Source organism: Streptomyces sp. NPDC053048 (genome assembly GCF_044547045.1).
Taxonomy (GTDB): Bacteria; Actinomycetota; Actinomycetes; order Streptomycetales; family Streptomycetaceae; genus Streptomyces.
Genome location: NZ_JBITZS010000008.1, coordinates 180,139 through 195,265 on the forward strand (window position 1 = coordinate 180,139; position 15,127 = coordinate 195,265).

Below are 15,127 nucleotides of genomic sequence, written 5' to 3' on the forward strand. Positions count from 1 at the left end.
AGCAGGCTATCGGCTGCCACTGACAACGCGACGGGCCGGCGGGACCCGTGTCCCGCCGGCCCGTCGGCCGACCTCAGCCGGAACGCCTACGCGTCGACCTTCGCCATGACGTCGTCGGAGACGTCGAAGTTGGCGAAGACGTTCTGCACGTCGTCGCTGTCCTCGAGCGCGTCGATCAGCTTGAAGATCTTGCGCGCGCCGTCCTCGTCGAGCTCGACCTGCATGGTGGGCACGAAGTTGGCCTCGGCCGAGTCGTAGTCGATGCCCTGCTCCTGGAGCGCGGTGCGGACCGCGACCAGGTCGGTGGCCTCGCTGAGCACCTCGAAGTTCTCACCGAGGTCGTTGACCTCCTCGGCACCGGCCTCCAGGACCGCGCCGAGGACGTCGTCCTCGCTCAGCTCACCCTTGGGGACGATGACGACGCCCTTGCGGTTGAAGAGGTAGGACACCGAGCCCGGGTCGGCCATGGAGCCGCCGTTGCGGGTCATGGCGACGCGCACGTCGGAGGCGGCGCGGTTGCGGTTGTCGGTGAGGCACTCGATGAGCACCGCGACACCGTTCGGGCCGTAGCCCTCGTACATGATCGTCTCGTAGTCGGCGCCGCCCGCCTCGAGACCGCCACCGCGCTTGACCGCGGAGTCGATGTTCTTGTTCGGCACCGACTGCTTCTTCGCCTTCTGGATGGCGTCGTACAGCGTCGGGTTGCCCTCGATGTCGGTGCCGCCCATGCGGGCCGCGACCTCGATGTTCTTGATGAGCTTCGCGAAGAGCTTGCCGCGCTTGGCGTCGATCACGGCCTTCTTGTGCTTCGTCGTAGCCCATTTAGAGTGGCCGGACATCCGCCTGTCTCCTTCGCGTAACCAAATTCGTAACGAACGACAGAGATCCTACCGGGATCCCGCTACCGGGCCGCGCGCACCATCTCGACGAACAGGGCGTGCACCCGGTGGTCGCCGGTGAGCTCCGGGTGGAAGGACGTGGCCAGCACGTTTCCCTGGCGCACCGCGACGGTGTGGCCGTCGTAGGTGGCGACGACCTCGGCCGCGGCGCCCACGGACTCGACCCAGGGGGCGCGGATGAAGACGCCCTCGACGGGGCCGCCGTCGATGCCGGCCATCTCGACCGACGCCTCGAAGGACTCGTTCTGCCGGCCGAAGGCGTTGCGGCGCACGATCATGTCGATGCCGCCGAGGGTCTCCTGGTCCTCGCGGCCGTCCAGGATCTTGTCGGCGAGCATGATCATGCCCGCGCAGGTGCCGTAGACGGGCATGCCGGCCCGTACCCGCTCGCGCAGCGGCTCCAGCATCCCGAAGACGACCGCGAGCTTGGACATGGTGGTGGACTCGCCGCCGGGTATGACCAGGCCGTCGACCTCGGCGAGCTCCTCGGGGCGGCGGACCGGGCGGGCGAGGGCGTCGGCCGCGGCGAGGGCGACGAGGTGTTCCCGGACGTCGCCCTGGAGGGCGAGGACGCCGATGGTGGGGGTGGTGGACACGGGTGCGTACCTCTCAGGATCTACGACGCCGGTGGGCGGCCCGCGGACTGCCGCGGACCGCCCACCGGGACGAACGTGGTGTTACCAGCCGCGGTTGGCGTAGCGCTCGGCCTCGGGGAGGGTGTCGCAGTTGATGCCGACCATGGCCTCGCCCAGGTTGCGGGAGGCGTCCGCGATGATCTTCGGGTCGTCGTAGAAGGTGGTGGCCTTCACGATGGCGGCGGCGCGCTTGGCCGGGTCGCCGGACTTGAAGATGCCGGAGCCGACGAAGACGCCCTCGGCGCCGAGCTGGCGCATCAGCGCGGCGTCGGCGGGGGTGGCCACGCCGCCCGCGGAGAACAGCACGACCGGCAGCTTGCCGAGCTCGGCGACCTCCTTGACGAGCTCGTAGGGGGCGCGCAGCTCCTTGGCGGCGGCGTAGAGCTCGTTGTTGTCGAAGCCGCGCAGCTTGGCGATCTCGTTCTTGATCTGGCGCAGGTGACGGACGGCCTCGACGACGTTGCCGGTGCCGGCCTCGCCCTTGGAGCGGATCATGGCCGCGCCCTCGGCGATGCGGCGCAGGGCCTCGCCCAGGTTGGTGGCACCGCAGACGAAGGGGGTGGTGAAGGCCCACTTGTCGGAGTGGTTGATCTCGTCGGCCGGGGTGAGGACCTCGGACTCGTCGATGTAGTCGACGCCGAGGGACTGCAGGACCTGGGCCTCGACGAAGTGGCCGATGCGGGACTTGGCCATGACCGGGATGGAGACGGCGCCGATGATCTCTTCGATCATGTTCGGGTCGGACATCCGGGCCACGCCGCCGTCCTTGCGGATGTCGGCCGGAACCCGCTCCAGCGCCATGACCGCGACGGCGCCCGCGTCCTCGGCGATCTTGGCCTGCTCGGCGTTGACGACGTCCATGATCACGCCGCCCTTGAGCTGCTCGGCCATGCCGCGCTTGACGCGCGCGGTGCCGGTCTCGGGGTTCTGGGCGGAGGTGGGGGTGGACACGATGTGACCTCGCTATCAAGGGCGGTGAAGCTGCAGCGTCATCAAACCCAGGGCGCGAGGGCCGGGAAAAGGGCCAATTCGGGGTCAGTGGCCTGTGCGGTCGGCGAGCACGGCCGGAGGCTCGTCGTCCATCTCGAAGGCCATCGGGAACGGCGCGTGACCGGCCAGGCGGAACCAGCGCACCTTGCGGTGGCGGCGCAGCGCCCGCGCCGCGCGGACCGCGTCGTTGTGGAACCGCCGGGCCATCGGCACCCGGCGCACCGCCTGGGTCAGCTCCAGCAGCGACTCCTCGCCGCCGGGCGCCTGGCGCACCGCCTCGACCTGCGGCGCCTCGCCGAAGACGGCGCGCAGCGCCTGGCTCAGCTCGCTCTCGGCGACCTCGCGGTGCTCCTCCTCCGCCTGCCGCGCGGCGTGCGCGGCCTGGTAGAGGACGATCGAGGCGGCGGGATCGAGGACGCCGGCGGTGCCGAGCTCCTGGGCGACCGAGGCGCGCCGCAGCAGCTGGGCGTCCAGGGCCGCCCGCGCGGCGTCGATGCGGCTGTGCAGCCGGTCAAGCCGGCCGGCGGTCCAGCTCAGGTAGACGCCGATGACGACCAGGGCGGCCGCGATCCAGATCAAAGTGGTCACGCGAGGTCACGTTACCGGCGCGGACCGGCGGCCCGTGCCGCCGCCGGCCGCGGGGCGGGAGGCGGGATCAGTCCCGGGCGAGCCCGAAGCGGGCGCGCAGGCCGGTGCGTTCGTCGGCGGCCACCGACGCCGCGCCTGCGGTGACCGTCTCGTAGACGGCCAGGATGTCGGCACCGACCGTGGACCAGTCGAAGCGCCGCACGTGCCTGCGCCCGCGGTCGCTCAGCTCCGCCCGGCGCCCGGGGTCGCCCAGCAGCCGCAGGGCCGCGGCGGCCAGCGCGTCCGCGTCCTCGTTGGCGAACAGCTCGCCCGCCGCGCCCCGGTCCAGGACCTGGGCGAACGCGTCCAGGTCGCTGGCCAGGACGGGCGCGCCCGCCGACATGGCCTCGACCAGGATGATGCCGAAGGACTCGCCGCCGGTGTTGGGCGCGACGTAGACGTCGACGCTGCGCAGCAGGCGGGCCTTGTCCTCGTCGCTGACCATGCCCAGGAACTCGACACGGGCACGCATCTCGGGGGGCAGCGCGGCGACGGCCTCCTCCTCGTCGCCCCGCCCGGCGACCAGCAGCCGGACGTCGGGGCGCTCGGCGAGGATCCGCGGCAGGGCGCGCATCACGACGGGCAGACCCTTGCGGGGCTCGTCGATGCGGCCGATGAAGCCGATGGTGGCGCCCTGCCACTCGGGCCGCGGCTCGGCCCGTGCGAAGAAGTCCACGTCGACGCCGTTGGGGATGACGACGGCGTCGCCGCCCAGGTGCTCGACCAGGGTGCGGCGGGCGTACTCGCTCACGGCGATGCGGGCGCTGATCTTCTCCAGCGCCGGCTGCAGGATCGGATAGGCAGCGATCATGGCCCGGGAGCGCGGGTTGGAGGTGTGGAACGTCGCCACGATCGGGCCCTGCGCGGCCCAGCAGGACAGCAGGCCCAGCGAGGGCGAGGTGGGCTCGTGGATGTGGATGACGTCGAAGTCGCCCTCGTGCAGCCAGCGACGCACCCGCGCGGCCGACAGGAAACCGAAGTTCAGGCGGGCCACCGAGCCGTTGTACGGCACGGGCACGGCCCGGCCGGCGGAGACGACGAACGGCGGCAGCGGCGTCTCGTCGTCCGAGGGCGCCAGGACCGACACCTCGTGGCCCAGCCGGATCAGGTGCTCGGCCAGGTCACGGATGTGGAACTGCACGCCCCCGGGGACGTCCCACGCGTACGGGCAGACGATCCCGATCCTCACGGCTTCTCCCCTCCGGAGCTCTTCTCGCGGCCGGGCCGCGGCCGCCGGTCGACGTCGGCGAGCCACAGCCGCTGGAGCATGTGCCAGTCCTGCGGGTGCTCGGCGATGCCGGCGGCGAAGGCGTCGGCCACCCGCTGGGTCATCACCGCGGCCCGCTCGGCCCGGGTGCCGTCGGCGGGCATCTCGACGGGGTCGTGTATGCGGCCCCGCATCACCGGCGAGTCGTCGTACCAGAGCGTCACCGGCAGCAGCACGGCGCCGGTCCGCACGGCGAGCATCGCCGGCCCCGCGGGCATCTTCGCGGCCTCGCCGAAGAACTCCACCTCCACCCCCGAGGAGGACAGGTCCCGGTCGGCCACCAGGCACACCAGCCCCCCGGCCCGCAGCCGCCGGGCCAGAGTGCCGAAGGCGCTGCCGCCGGCGTGCGGCAGGACCTCCATGCCGAGCGCCTCGCGATAGGCGACGAACCGGTCGTAGAGCGTCTCGGGCTTCAGCCGCTCGGCGACGGTGGTGAAGGGCACCCCGAGCCGGGTGGTGACCCAGGCGCCGGCCAGGTCGTAGTTGCCCATGTGGGGCAGGGCGACGACGACGCCGCGCCCGCTCGCCAGGGCCTTCTCCAGATGGTGGACGCCCTCCGGCGCGAAACCGGCGCGGATGCGCTCCTCGCTCCACACCGGCAGCCGGAAGGACTCCATCCAGTAGCGCATGTACGAGCGCATGCCCGCCCGGGACAGCCGGGCCAGCCGCTCGGGCCCGGCGTCGGGCACCACCCGGGCGAGGTTGGCCTCCAGGCGCAGCACGCCCTGGCCGCGCCGCTTCCAGGCGGCGTCGGCGATGCGTCGCCCCAGGGCGTCGGCCACCGGCTCGGGGAGCCGCTTGACCGTGCCCCAGCCCAGCCCGTACAGCGCGTCCGTCAGCCGTTCCCTCACCCGGCGTCGCCCCCGCCCGCGGTGAGCGCCGCCGCGTCCGCCTCGGCGGACTCGCGGCGCACGGTCACCACCCGCTGGATCAGGGTGACCAGGCTGCCGGCGGCCACCGCCCACAGCGCGATGGGCAGCAGGATGTCGATGTGCGGCACGCCGAACTTGTGCAGCCCGGAGAAGCCGCAGGCCACCAGCGAGATCACCAGCCGCTCGGCGCGCTCGACCAGGCCGTTGACATTCACCGGCAGGCCGATGCTCTCGCCGCGCGCCTTGGTGTACGACACCACCTGGCCGCTGGCCAGGCAGAAGATCGCCACCGCGCACAGCGCCACGTCGTCGCCCCGCCCCGCGTACCACAGGGCGAGACCGCCGAAGATCGCCGAGTCGGCGACGCGGTCGAGGGTGGAGTCGAGGAAGGCGCCCCAGCGGCTCGAGCGGCCCAGCTGGCGGGCCATGTTGCCGTCGACGAGGTCGGAGAAGACGAACAGCGTGATGACGACCGTGCCCCAGAAGAACTCCCCCTGGGGGTAGAAGACCAGCGCTCCCGCCACCACACCACCGGTACCGATGAGGGTCACCGCGTCGGGGCTGACCCCCAGGCGGATGAGCAGGGCGGCGAACGGTGTGAGAACACGCGTGAAGAAAGCACGCGCGTACTTGTTCAGCATGGCCTTCCCGGAAGGTAGTGATCGGGCCGGGTGGTCGGAAGGCCACCGGCTGGCCCATCGTAGCCAGCCCGCCCCACGCCACCGCGCACGCGTCGCTCCCCCGGCCCACGACGCAGGTCACGCACGTGACGCCCGCCTCCCGGCGGCGGCTCACTCGGGGGGCGGACGGTTGCGCCGCCGTGTGCGACGTATGGACGCAGCGTGACCACGGTGGAAAGCTCGAAGGACCGCAGGTAGAGCTCGAAGGACCGCAGGTGTCGACCGGAAGGCGGGACACATGGGCGAGAAGACGAGTACACACCCAGGGGCCGCGGGCAGAGCAGTGGCGGCCGACCGGCCGGGCAATATCCGCAACGTGGTGCTGGTCGGCCACAGTGGCTCCGGCAAGACCACGCTGGTCGAGGCGCTGGCCCTGGCCACCGGGGCGCTCAACCGGGCGGGCCGGGTCGAGGACGGCGCGGCCGTGTCCGACTACGACGAGATCGAGCACCGCCAGCAGCGCTCCGTGCAGCTGTCGCTGGTGCCCGTCGAATGGGCCGGGATCAAGGTCAATCTGCTCGACACACCCGGCTACGCCGACTTCGTCGGCGAACTGAGGGCCGGTCTGCGCGCCGCGGACGCGGCCCTCTTCGTCGTCTCGGCGGCGGAGGGCATCGAAGGCGTCACCGGCGCCACCCGCCTGCTGTGGGAGGAGTGCGCGGCGGTCGGCATGCCGCGCGCCATCGTCGTCACGCACCTGGAGGCGGCGCGGGCGGACTTCGACCAGATGACGCGGACCTGCCGCGACGCCTTCGGCGGCGACTCCCCCGACAGCGTGCTGCCCCTCTACCTCCCGCTGCACGGCACGGAGGGCCCCGACGGCCACAAGCCGGTGGCCGGGCTGATCGGGCTGCTGACCCGGCGCGTCTTCGACTACTCCTCCGGCACCCGCACCGAGGCCGAGCCGGGCGAGGACCAGCTCCCGCTGATCGAGGAGGCCCGCAACCGGCTCATCGAGGGGATCATCGCCGAGAGCGAGGACGAGACCCTCATGGACCGCTACCTCGGCGGCGAGGAGATCGACGTCAAGACCCTCATCGAGGACCTGGAACGGGCCGTGGCCCGCGGCAGCTTCCACCCGGTCCTGGCCGCCGCCCCCGCGGCCGAGGGCACCCGGCAGGGCCTGGGCACCGTCGAGCTGCTGGAGCTGGTCACCGGCGGCTTCCCGACCCCGCCCGAGCGCACGCCCCCCGAGGTCACCACCCCCGACGGCACCCCCCGCCCCGCACTGACCTGCGACCCGGCCGGACCCCTGGCCGCCGAGGTCATCAGGACCGCCTCGGACCCCTACGTCGGCCGCATCTCCCTGGTCCGCGTCTTCTCCGGCACCCTGCGCCCCGACGAGACCGTGCACGTCTCCGGGCACGGCCTGGAGGACCGCGGGCACGAGAGCCACGACGTCGACGAGCGCATCGGCGCCCTGTCCTCACCGTTCGGCAAGCAGCAGCGGCAGCTGGCCCAGGCCATCGCCGGTGACATCGCCTGCGTCGCCAAGCTCGCCAGCGCCGAGACCGGGGACACCCTCTCCGCCAGGAACGACCCCCTGCTGATGGAACCCTGGCTGATGCCCGACCCGCTGCTGCCCGTCGCCATCCAGGCGCACAGCAAGGCCGACGAGGACAAGCTCTCCCACGGCCTGGCCCGGCTGGTCGCCGAGGACCCCACCATGCGCCTCGAGCACAACCCGCACACCCACCAGGTCGTCCTGTGGTGCCTGGGCGAGGCCCACCGGGACGTGGCCCTGGAACGGCTGCGCACCCGCTACGGCGTCCAGGTCGACGTGGTGCCCCACCGCGTCTCCCTCCGCGAGACCTTCGGCTCCCGGGCCACCGGGCGCGGCCGGCACGTCAAGCAGTCCGGCGGCCACGGCCAGTACGCCATCTGCGAGATCGAGGTCGAGCCGCTGCCCGGCGGCAGCGGCATCGAGTTCGTCGACAAGGTCGTCGGCGGCGCGGTCCCCCGCCAGTTCATCCCCTCGGTGGAGAAGGGCGTACGGGCCCAGGCGGCACGCGGCGTCGCGGCGGGCTACCCGCTGGTCGACGTGCGGGTGACCCTCCTCGACGGCAAGGCGCACTCGGTGGACTCCTCGGACGCCGCCTTCCAGACCGCGGGCGCCCTCGCCCTGCGCGAGGCCGCCGGCGAGACCCGCATCCACCTGCTCGAACCGGTCGCCGAGGTACAGGTGCTGGTCTCCGACGAGTTCGTCGGCCCGGTCATGAGCGACCTGTCCGGGCGGCGGGGCCGCGTCGTCGGCACCGAGCAGTCCGGCTCCGGACGGACCCTCGTCCGCGCCGAGGTGCCGGAGATCGAGATCGGCCGGTACGCGGTGGACCTGCGCTCGCTCTCGCACGGCACCGGACGGTTCAGCCGCTCCTACGCCCGGCACGAGCCCATGCCGCCGCAGCTCGCGGACCGCATTCGCGAACAGGCCGAGAACGGCGCATAGTTCGCAAGCCGCCCGTCCCAACTCGCTTGGGGCGGGCGGCTTTCCGATCTCCCACGACAGGCGGCACCCCACCCCATTACGCTGAGCACGCGGCCCATGACACAGACAGTGGGCGGTAGTCGGGAGCAGGCCGGCGCACCGGAAGCGCACGGCATTGGGGGCAGCAGTGGCAGGAGACGGGTACGACTTCAGCCCGGGTGCGCAGATCCCGGTCTCGGGCGGCGCCGGCGGCACCGCCGCGACACAGGCCCTGGCCTCGGCCGCCTACCGGGACGGCCCGGTCGACGAACTCCTCAAGGCCAACTCCGACTGGGCCACCTCGGAGGTGAAGAAACCCCGCATCTCCCTCTTCGAGCCCAACCTGGGCGAGGCCTTCGCCCGCGCCGTCCAGACCCGCATGCTCGGCGGCGGCCGCAAACCCCTCATCCAGTCCTTCGGCCTCGAACCCCAGGTCATCGTCGAGCACTGCCTGGCCGCCTCGCGCATCCGCAAACTGCGCGACGCCCGCCTCACCCTGATCATGGCCGTCTTCGGGCTGCTCTTCCTGCCCGGCGTCCTGCTCTGGTTCGGCGCCTTCCAGCTGCGCCGCAGCCTCGCCGGCGCCCAGAACAAACGCGCCGGCGCCCTGGGCACCACCCTGCTGACGGCCCTCGCCGTCGTGGTCGTCATCGCCATGGTCAAATCACCGGTGCACGGCTTCTGGGGCCTCTACCTGCGCGCCATGGTCATCGCCCCCGTCATCGGCGGCGTCTGGGCCAAGGCCGTCTGCGAACGCACCGCCAAGGACCTGCGCGAGCGCTGGACCGGACTGCTCGACGGCGGCGCAGTCGCCGCCAAGATCCCCGAGAGCGTCCCCAGCGCCCCGGGCGAGAGCGCCGCCGAACAGCTCCGCCAGAACCTGGAGAAGCTCTCCGCCGAGCAGCAGAGCAACGTCGTCTTCTACGCCGGCCCCAAGGGCATACTCGGCATGGGCACCCGCTGGGGCAGCTGGCAGCTCGCCGAGGACCTCGTCCCCCTCGACCCCGGCCGGGAGATCAACCCCTTCCGCAGCTGGGACATCGCCCGCGCCGTCCACGACCAGCTCAAGCTCCTCGAGCGCACCCCCATCAACACCGGCGGCCTCACCGCGCCCCACGTCGAGCACTGGGTCGTCGTCCCCATCGGCGAGGGCGCCTCCGCCGTCTCCCGCCCCGGCGGCAACGACGCCGCCTCCTACCGGACAACGGGCGCCAAGCTCCAGGAGATCTGCGACAAACAGCACTTCGGCAGCGGCGACCGCCACTACCTCGGCGTCCAGTTCGTCCTCTGGGACGGCCAGCTGGTCATCAACCTCCTCATCAACGTCACCGTCCTGCACAAGACCCTGCGCATCGAGGTCACCGGCTACGCCCTCGGCCCCACCCACGCCGTCTTCAACGGCCGCCCCAAGAACCGCACCAAGACCTTCAAAAAGGGCCTCAAGTTCTGGGAGACCTACACCCGCACCCTGCCCGTCGTGCCGCCCAAGGAGGTCGTCCGGCTCGCCGCCCGCGCCCCCCTCACCTGGTACCCGCCCCTCCTCGAGTACTGGGGCGGCAAGCTCGTCCTGCCCGAACCCTTCGGACTGCGGCACGCCTGGGCCGACAAGCCCTGGCGCCACCGCTTCATGGCCGACGACGCCCTGCGCGCCGCCACCCCCGTCCTGCGCGTCGTCCACGAGGCCGCGCTACGGGTCCTCAAGGAGAACGGCGTCGACACCGCCAAGTTCGACTCCCGCGCCGGCAGCCTCAGCGGCTCCGTCCAGGACGCCAAGCCGGGCAAGGTGGACGTCTACGACGCCTGACGCCCACCCGCCCGCCCTCGCTGGGCCTCACCGGAAGATGCCGGTGTGGCCCAGCGAATACCGCCCCGGCTGCGGATAGACGGCCAGGCCGTGCGGACCGTCACCCACCTTGATCCGGGCGATCTGATGCCCGTCGGTGGTGTCGATGGCGTACACCTCACTGTTGTAACGGCCCGACAGCCACAGCACCTTGCCGTCCGCCGACACCCCGCCCATGTCCGGACTACCGCCGTCCGGCAGCTCCCATTTCTTCACCAGCTTGCGACTGGGCAGGTCCAGCACCGAGATCGAGCCCTCGCCCCGGTTGGAGATGTACATCGACTTCGAGTCCCGGCTCACATACAGCCCGTGCGCGCCCTTGCCCGTCGGCATCAGCCACGGCTCGGTGAACTTGTCCCCGTTCAGCACCCACACACCGTCGGCCATCATGTCCGCGACGTACCAGGTCTTCCCGTCCGAGGCGATCTTCACGTCCTGCGGCATCGCCCCGTCGAACGGCAGCTTCTGCTGGGCGATCACCTTCATCCGCGCCGTGTCGACCTTCAGCAACTCCCCCGAGAACTCGCACGAGACGATGAAGTACCGCCCGTCCGGCGAGAAATCGGCGTGATTGACCCCCAGGCAGTTCACATGCTCGGTCTTCATCCGCTTCATCGTGTGCGCGTCCCGGAAGACCAGCTCCCGGTCCATCGACGCCATCACCACTGCGTACTTGCCGTCCGGCGTGAAGTAGAGGTTGTACGGGTCGTGCACCTCCACCGTCTTGCCCGCCTTGCCGGTGGCCGGGTCGATCGGCGTGAGCGTATGACCCCGGTCGTTGTTGACCCACAGCGTCTTCATGTCCCACGACGGCACCACATGCTGCGGCTGCTCGCCCACCGGGATCGTCTCGATCACCTTGTACGTCTTCGGGTCGATGACACTGACCGTGTCGGACTCCGTGTTCGGCACGTACACCCGCGACGGGAAGTCCTTCACCACCGGCGACAGCGCGTTGGGCCGGTCCGCCGCGTACAGGTCGTTGGGGTCCAGCAGCGGCGGCATCCCCGGCAGCCCCTGCGGAACACCCCGCGCCGCGCCCTGGCTGTGCGTCCCCTGACGCGGCTGACGGTCGGCACCGGAATCCCCGCCGCCGCCACAGCCGGCCGCCGCCAGCATCGTGCAGGCGACCGCGAACAGCGCGGCCCCGTGCCGCCCGCGCGAGCGGAAGGGGAAGCCGGGGAGAGAGCGTCGAGGACGGTGATGCGAGAACGGGATCATCGTGTCAGCAGCTCCGTAGTCGTCACCGCGCGCAGGCCGCGGCGGTGCAGGCCGTCGAGGATCGCGGGCATCGCGGCGACCGTGCCGGCGTGCCCGAAGTGCAGACTCACGACCGACCCTGGCCGTACCGCGTTCAACACGGTACGCCGGACCACCTCGGCACCGGGGTCGGTGAAGTCGAGAGAGTCCACGTCGTACGACAGGACGTGCGGGTAACCGGCCTTTCGCGCCAGACGCACCACCTGGTCGGTGGCCCGCTGCGCGCGCGAGGGCCGGAACCAGCGGCCGATCCCGCCCGTGAGCCTGCGCAGCCGGTCGGCGCACTCGGTGATCTCGGCGTAGGCCGCCTTCGCCGGCATCGAGCAGATGTTCAGATGCCGCATGGTGTGGTTGCCCAGCTCGTGTCCGCCGTCCAGCACCCGCCGGGCCATCCGCGGCTCGGCGTCGAGCCAGTCGCCGACGGCGAGGACCGTCACCCGGGCCCCGGCCCGCTCGGCCTCGCTCAGTACCGCGGTGGCCGACCTGGCGTCGCCCCGGCCGTGAAAGGTCAGGGCCACCGAGCGGCCGCGCCGGGGCCCGTGGTCGATCTGCGCCGGCAGCCCGGACGGCAGCCTGGCCAGCAGCAACGGCGGACCGGGCGGTGGTCCGGGCGGCACCGACGCCCGCGCCGCCGCGGCCTTGCGGGACGCTCCAGCCGATGACCCGGCCGACGGTCCCGCCGACGCGGACGCCCGCTGCCGGGCCTCCTGGGCGGCGGACCGCTCACTGTCGCAGCCCGCGACGGCGGCCCCGGCGACACCACTGAGGGCGCCACCGGCGGCCGCGCGCAGCACGGTACGACGGTGAAGAAAGGTCACCGTCCTATTAGAGCTTCTTTAAGAAGAATTGGTGAGATTTGCCCGTTTTTGAGCGGGGTGTGTCCTGTCCGGTCGTCATACGACCGGATCTGCCAAGGTCTACCGGCTCAGACAGTGGGCCACACGTCGGCCAGCATCTTCCGGGTGTCGGCAAGGAGTTGCGGCAGCACCTTGGTGTGCCCGATGACGGGCAGGAAGTTGGTGTCGCCACCCCAGCGCGGCACGACGTGCTGATGCAGATGGGCGGCGATGCCGGCACCGGCTACCCCACCTTGGTTCATCCCCACATTGAAACCGTGCGCCCCGGAAGCCTCACGAAGGGCACGCATCGCGCGCTTGGTGAACGCGGCCAGCTCGGCGGTCTCCGCCTCGTCGAGATCCGTGTAGTCGGCGATGTGCCGGAACGGGACGACCATGAGGTGGCCCCCGTTGTACGGGTAGAGGTTGAGGACCGCGTAGACGAGCTCGCCCCGGGCGACGATCAGCCCGTCCTCGTCGCTCTTGGCAGGGATGGAGCAGAAGGGACAGCCGTCTTCGGCACCCGGGCCGGTCGGCTTGCCCTCGCCCTGAATGTAGGCCATCCGGTGAGGCGTCCAAAGGCGCTGAAAGGCGTCTGGCGTCCCCACCCCGAACTGCTGCTCCGGCTCACTCGTCATGTTGTGCAGCATATGCGCCCGGGTGGGGGTGAACGCGAAGAGGGGCGGCCCTTGGGGGCCGCCCCTCACCTCCGCCTGCGCGGAGACTGCGTCACACCTGGACGCGGCGCTCCACCACGTCGAGGAGCTTGGCGATCGCCTGCTCGCGCGGGATGCCGTTCTCCTGCGAACCGTCGCGGTAGCGGAAGGAGACGGTACCGGCGTTCATGTCGTCGTCACCGACGATGACCATGAAGGGGACCTTGGCCTTCTGGTGGTTGCGGATCTTCTTCTGCATCCGGTCCGACGAGGCGTCCACCTCGACCCGCAGGCCCTTCTGCTTCGCCTCGTCGGCGAACGTCCGCAGGTACTCGACGTGGGCGTCACCGACCGGGATGCCGACAGCCTGGACCGGGGCCAGCCAGGCCGGGAACGCGCCCGCGTAGTGCTCCAGCAGCACACCGAAGAACCTTTCGATGCTGCCGAAGAGCGCACGGTGGATCATGACCGGCTGCTGGCGCGAGCCGTCCGCCGCCGTGTACTCGAGACCGAACCGCTTGGGCTGGTTGAAGTCGACCTGGATGGTCGACATCTGCCAGGACCTGCCGATCGCGTCGCGAGCCTGCACGGAGATCTTCGGGCCGTAGTACGCGGCGCCACCCGGGTCCGGGACCAGGGGCAGCCCCTGCTTCTCGGCCGCCAGGCGCAGCGCCTCGGTGGCCTCCGCCCAGTCCTCGTCGGAGCCGATGAACTTGTCCGACTCGGGGTCGCGGGTGGACAGCTCCAGCTCGAACTCGTTCAGACCGTAGTCGCGCAGCAGGTCGAGCACGAAGGTGAGGAGCGTGTCGAGCTCCTCCGGCATCTGCTCCTTGGTGCAGTAGATGTGCGAGTCGTCCTGGGTGAAGCCGCGCGAGCGGGTCAGGCCGTGGACGACGCCGGACTTCTCGTACCGGTAGACCGTGCCGAATTCGAACAGCCGCAGCGGCAGCTCACGGTACGAGCGCCCGCGCGACTTGAAGATCAGGTTGTGCATCGGGCAGTTCATGGCCTTGAGGCGGTAGTTCTGCCCGTCGAACTCGATGGGCGGGAACATGCCCTCCGCGTAGTGCGGAAGGTGCCCGGAGGTCTCGAAGAGGTGCTCCTTCGAGATGTGCGGGGTGTTCACGAACTCGTAGCCGGAGACCTCGTGCCGCTTGCGCGAGTAGGTCTCCATCTCCTTGCGGACGATGCCGCCCTTGGGGTGGAACACCGCGAGGCCCGGACCCAGCTCGTCGGGGAAGGAGAAGAGGTCGAGCTCGGCGCCCAGCTTGCGATGGTCCCGCTTCTCGGCCTCGGCCAGGAACTCCAGGTACGCCTTCAGCTCGTCCTTGGTCGGCCAGGCGGTGCCATAGATGCGCTGGAGCTGCGGGTTCTTCTCGCTGCCGCGCCAGTACGCCGACGCGTTCCGCATCAGCTTGAACGCCGGGATGACCCGGGTGCTCGGCAGGTGCGGACCCCGGCAGAGGTCCTTCCAGCACAGCTCGCCGGTCTTCGCGTCCAGGTTGTCGTAGATGGTGAGCTCGCCCGCGCCCACCTCCACGTCCGCGCCGTCGTCGTGCGAGGCGGAGCCCTTGAGGCCGATCAGCTCGAGCTTGTACGGCTCGTCGGCCAGCTCCTCGCGCGCCGCCTCGTCGGTGACCACGCGCCGCGAGAAGCGCTGGCCGCGCTTCTGGATCTCCTGCATCTTCTTCTCGATGAGCTTGAGATCCTCGGGCGTGAACGGCTTCTCGACATCGAAGTCGTAGTAGAAGCCGTCCTTGACCGGCGGGCCGATGCCCAGCTTGGCCTCGGGGAAGAGCTCCTGCACGGCCTGGGCCATAACGTGGGCGGTCGAGTGGCGCAGGATGTTCAGGCCGTCCTCGGAGGTGATCTCGACGGGCTCGATCTCCTCGCCGTCGGCGACCGCGTACGCCAGGTCCTTCAGCTCGCCCCCGACGCGCGCGGCGACGACGGTGCGCTCACCGGCGAAGAGCTCGGCGGCCGTAGTGCCCGTCGTCACCACGCGCTCTTCCCGCTCGGAATCGCGTTGGATGATCACACGGACGTCTGACACCGGTCTCTCCTGACTTATGGGGCGCGGTAGCGGTCGCTACGCGCC

Annotated in this window: 13 protein-coding genes; 2 read left to right on the forward strand and 11 right to left on the reverse strand. The window is 71.1% G+C overall.

The window, feature by feature from the left end; genetic code table 11:
• Positions 1-86: 86 nt before the first annotated feature.
• The 7 genes from ACIG36_RS22435 to pgsA all read right to left on the reverse strand — a co-directional run bounded on the left by ACIG36_RS22435 (position 87) and on the right by pgsA (position 5,931).
• Entirely contained in the window at positions 87-839 is a 753-nt protein-coding gene (locus ACIG36_RS22435) for a YebC/PmpR family DNA-binding transcriptional regulator (protein ID WP_399930525.1), read from the reverse strand.
• Between the two features lie 62 nt (positions 840-901).
• Complete coding sequence (gene pdxT / locus ACIG36_RS22440) at positions 902-1,495, reverse strand: pyridoxal 5'-phosphate synthase glutaminase subunit PdxT (RefSeq protein ID WP_399930527.1); 594 nt, start codon at positions 1,493-1,495, stop codon at positions 902-904.
• An 81-nt stretch (positions 1,496-1,576) separates the two neighbouring features.
• Positions 1,577-2,488, reverse strand: coding sequence for a pyridoxal 5'-phosphate synthase lyase subunit PdxS (gene pdxS / locus ACIG36_RS22445; RefSeq protein ID WP_399931208.1), 912 nt, complete (start codon positions 2,486-2,488; stop codon positions 1,577-1,579).
• Between the two features lie 81 nt (positions 2,489-2,569).
• On the reverse strand, positions 2,570-3,112 hold the full coding sequence (locus ACIG36_RS22450; RefSeq protein ID WP_399930530.1) for a hypothetical protein: 543 nt from the start codon (positions 3,110-3,112) through the stop codon (positions 2,570-2,572).
• A gap of 67 nt (positions 3,113-3,179) precedes the next feature.
• A complete protein-coding gene (locus tag ACIG36_RS22455) occupies positions 3,180-4,340 on the reverse strand; it encodes a glycosyltransferase family 4 protein (protein ID WP_399930534.1) in 1,161 nt (386 codons plus the stop codon).
• Entirely contained in the window at positions 4,337-5,269 is a 933-nt protein-coding gene (locus ACIG36_RS22460; RefSeq protein ID WP_399930537.1) for a phosphatidylinositol mannoside acyltransferase, read from the reverse strand. The genes ACIG36_RS22455 and ACIG36_RS22460 overlap by 4 nt, the downstream gene beginning before the upstream one ends.
• Positions 5,266-5,931 (reverse strand): phosphatidylinositol phosphate synthase, encoded by a 666-nt coding sequence (pgsA, locus tag ACIG36_RS22465; RefSeq protein ID WP_399930540.1) that lies wholly within the window; start codon positions 5,929-5,931, stop codon positions 5,266-5,268. The genes ACIG36_RS22460 and pgsA overlap by 4 nt, the downstream gene beginning before the upstream one ends.
• A gap of 277 nt (positions 5,932-6,208) precedes the next feature.
• On the opposite strand from pgsA, the gene ACIG36_RS22470 reads away from it, so the two are divergent.
• Entirely contained in the window at positions 6,209-8,416 is a 2,208-nt protein-coding gene (locus tag ACIG36_RS22470; protein ID WP_399930542.1) for an elongation factor G-like protein EF-G2, read from the forward strand.
• A 166-nt stretch (positions 8,417-8,582) separates the two neighbouring features.
• Positions 8,583-10,238 (forward strand): hypothetical protein, encoded by a 1,656-nt coding sequence (locus ACIG36_RS22475; RefSeq protein WP_399930544.1) that lies wholly within the window; start codon positions 8,583-8,585, stop codon positions 10,236-10,238.
• A 27-nt stretch (positions 10,239-10,265) separates the two neighbouring features.
• Here ACIG36_RS22475 and ACIG36_RS22480 read toward each other — a convergent pair whose 3' ends face one another.
• The 4 genes from ACIG36_RS22480 to thrS form a co-directional block, all read right to left on the reverse strand.
• The gene (locus ACIG36_RS22480) at positions 10,266-11,498 is read right to left on the reverse strand and encodes a hypothetical protein (protein WP_399930547.1); all 1,233 of its coding nucleotides are present in this window, start codon (positions 11,496-11,498) and stop codon (positions 10,266-10,268) included.
• The gene (locus ACIG36_RS22485) at positions 11,495-12,355 is read right to left on the reverse strand and encodes a polysaccharide deacetylase family protein (protein ID WP_399930550.1); all 861 of its coding nucleotides are present in this window, start codon (positions 12,353-12,355) and stop codon (positions 11,495-11,497) included. The genes ACIG36_RS22480 and ACIG36_RS22485 overlap by 4 nt, the downstream gene beginning before the upstream one ends.
• Positions 12,356-12,462: 107 nt before the next feature.
• On the reverse strand, positions 12,463-13,023 hold the full coding sequence (locus tag ACIG36_RS22490; RefSeq protein ID WP_399930552.1) for an HIT family protein: 561 nt from the start codon (positions 13,021-13,023) through the stop codon (positions 12,463-12,465).
• Between the two features lie 79 nt (positions 13,024-13,102).
• Positions 13,103-15,082, reverse strand: a complete 1,980-nt coding sequence (gene thrS, locus ACIG36_RS22495) for a threonine--tRNA ligase (RefSeq protein ID WP_399930555.1) — start codon at positions 15,080-15,082, stop codon at positions 13,103-13,105.
• Positions 15,083-15,127: the final 45 nt, after the last annotated feature.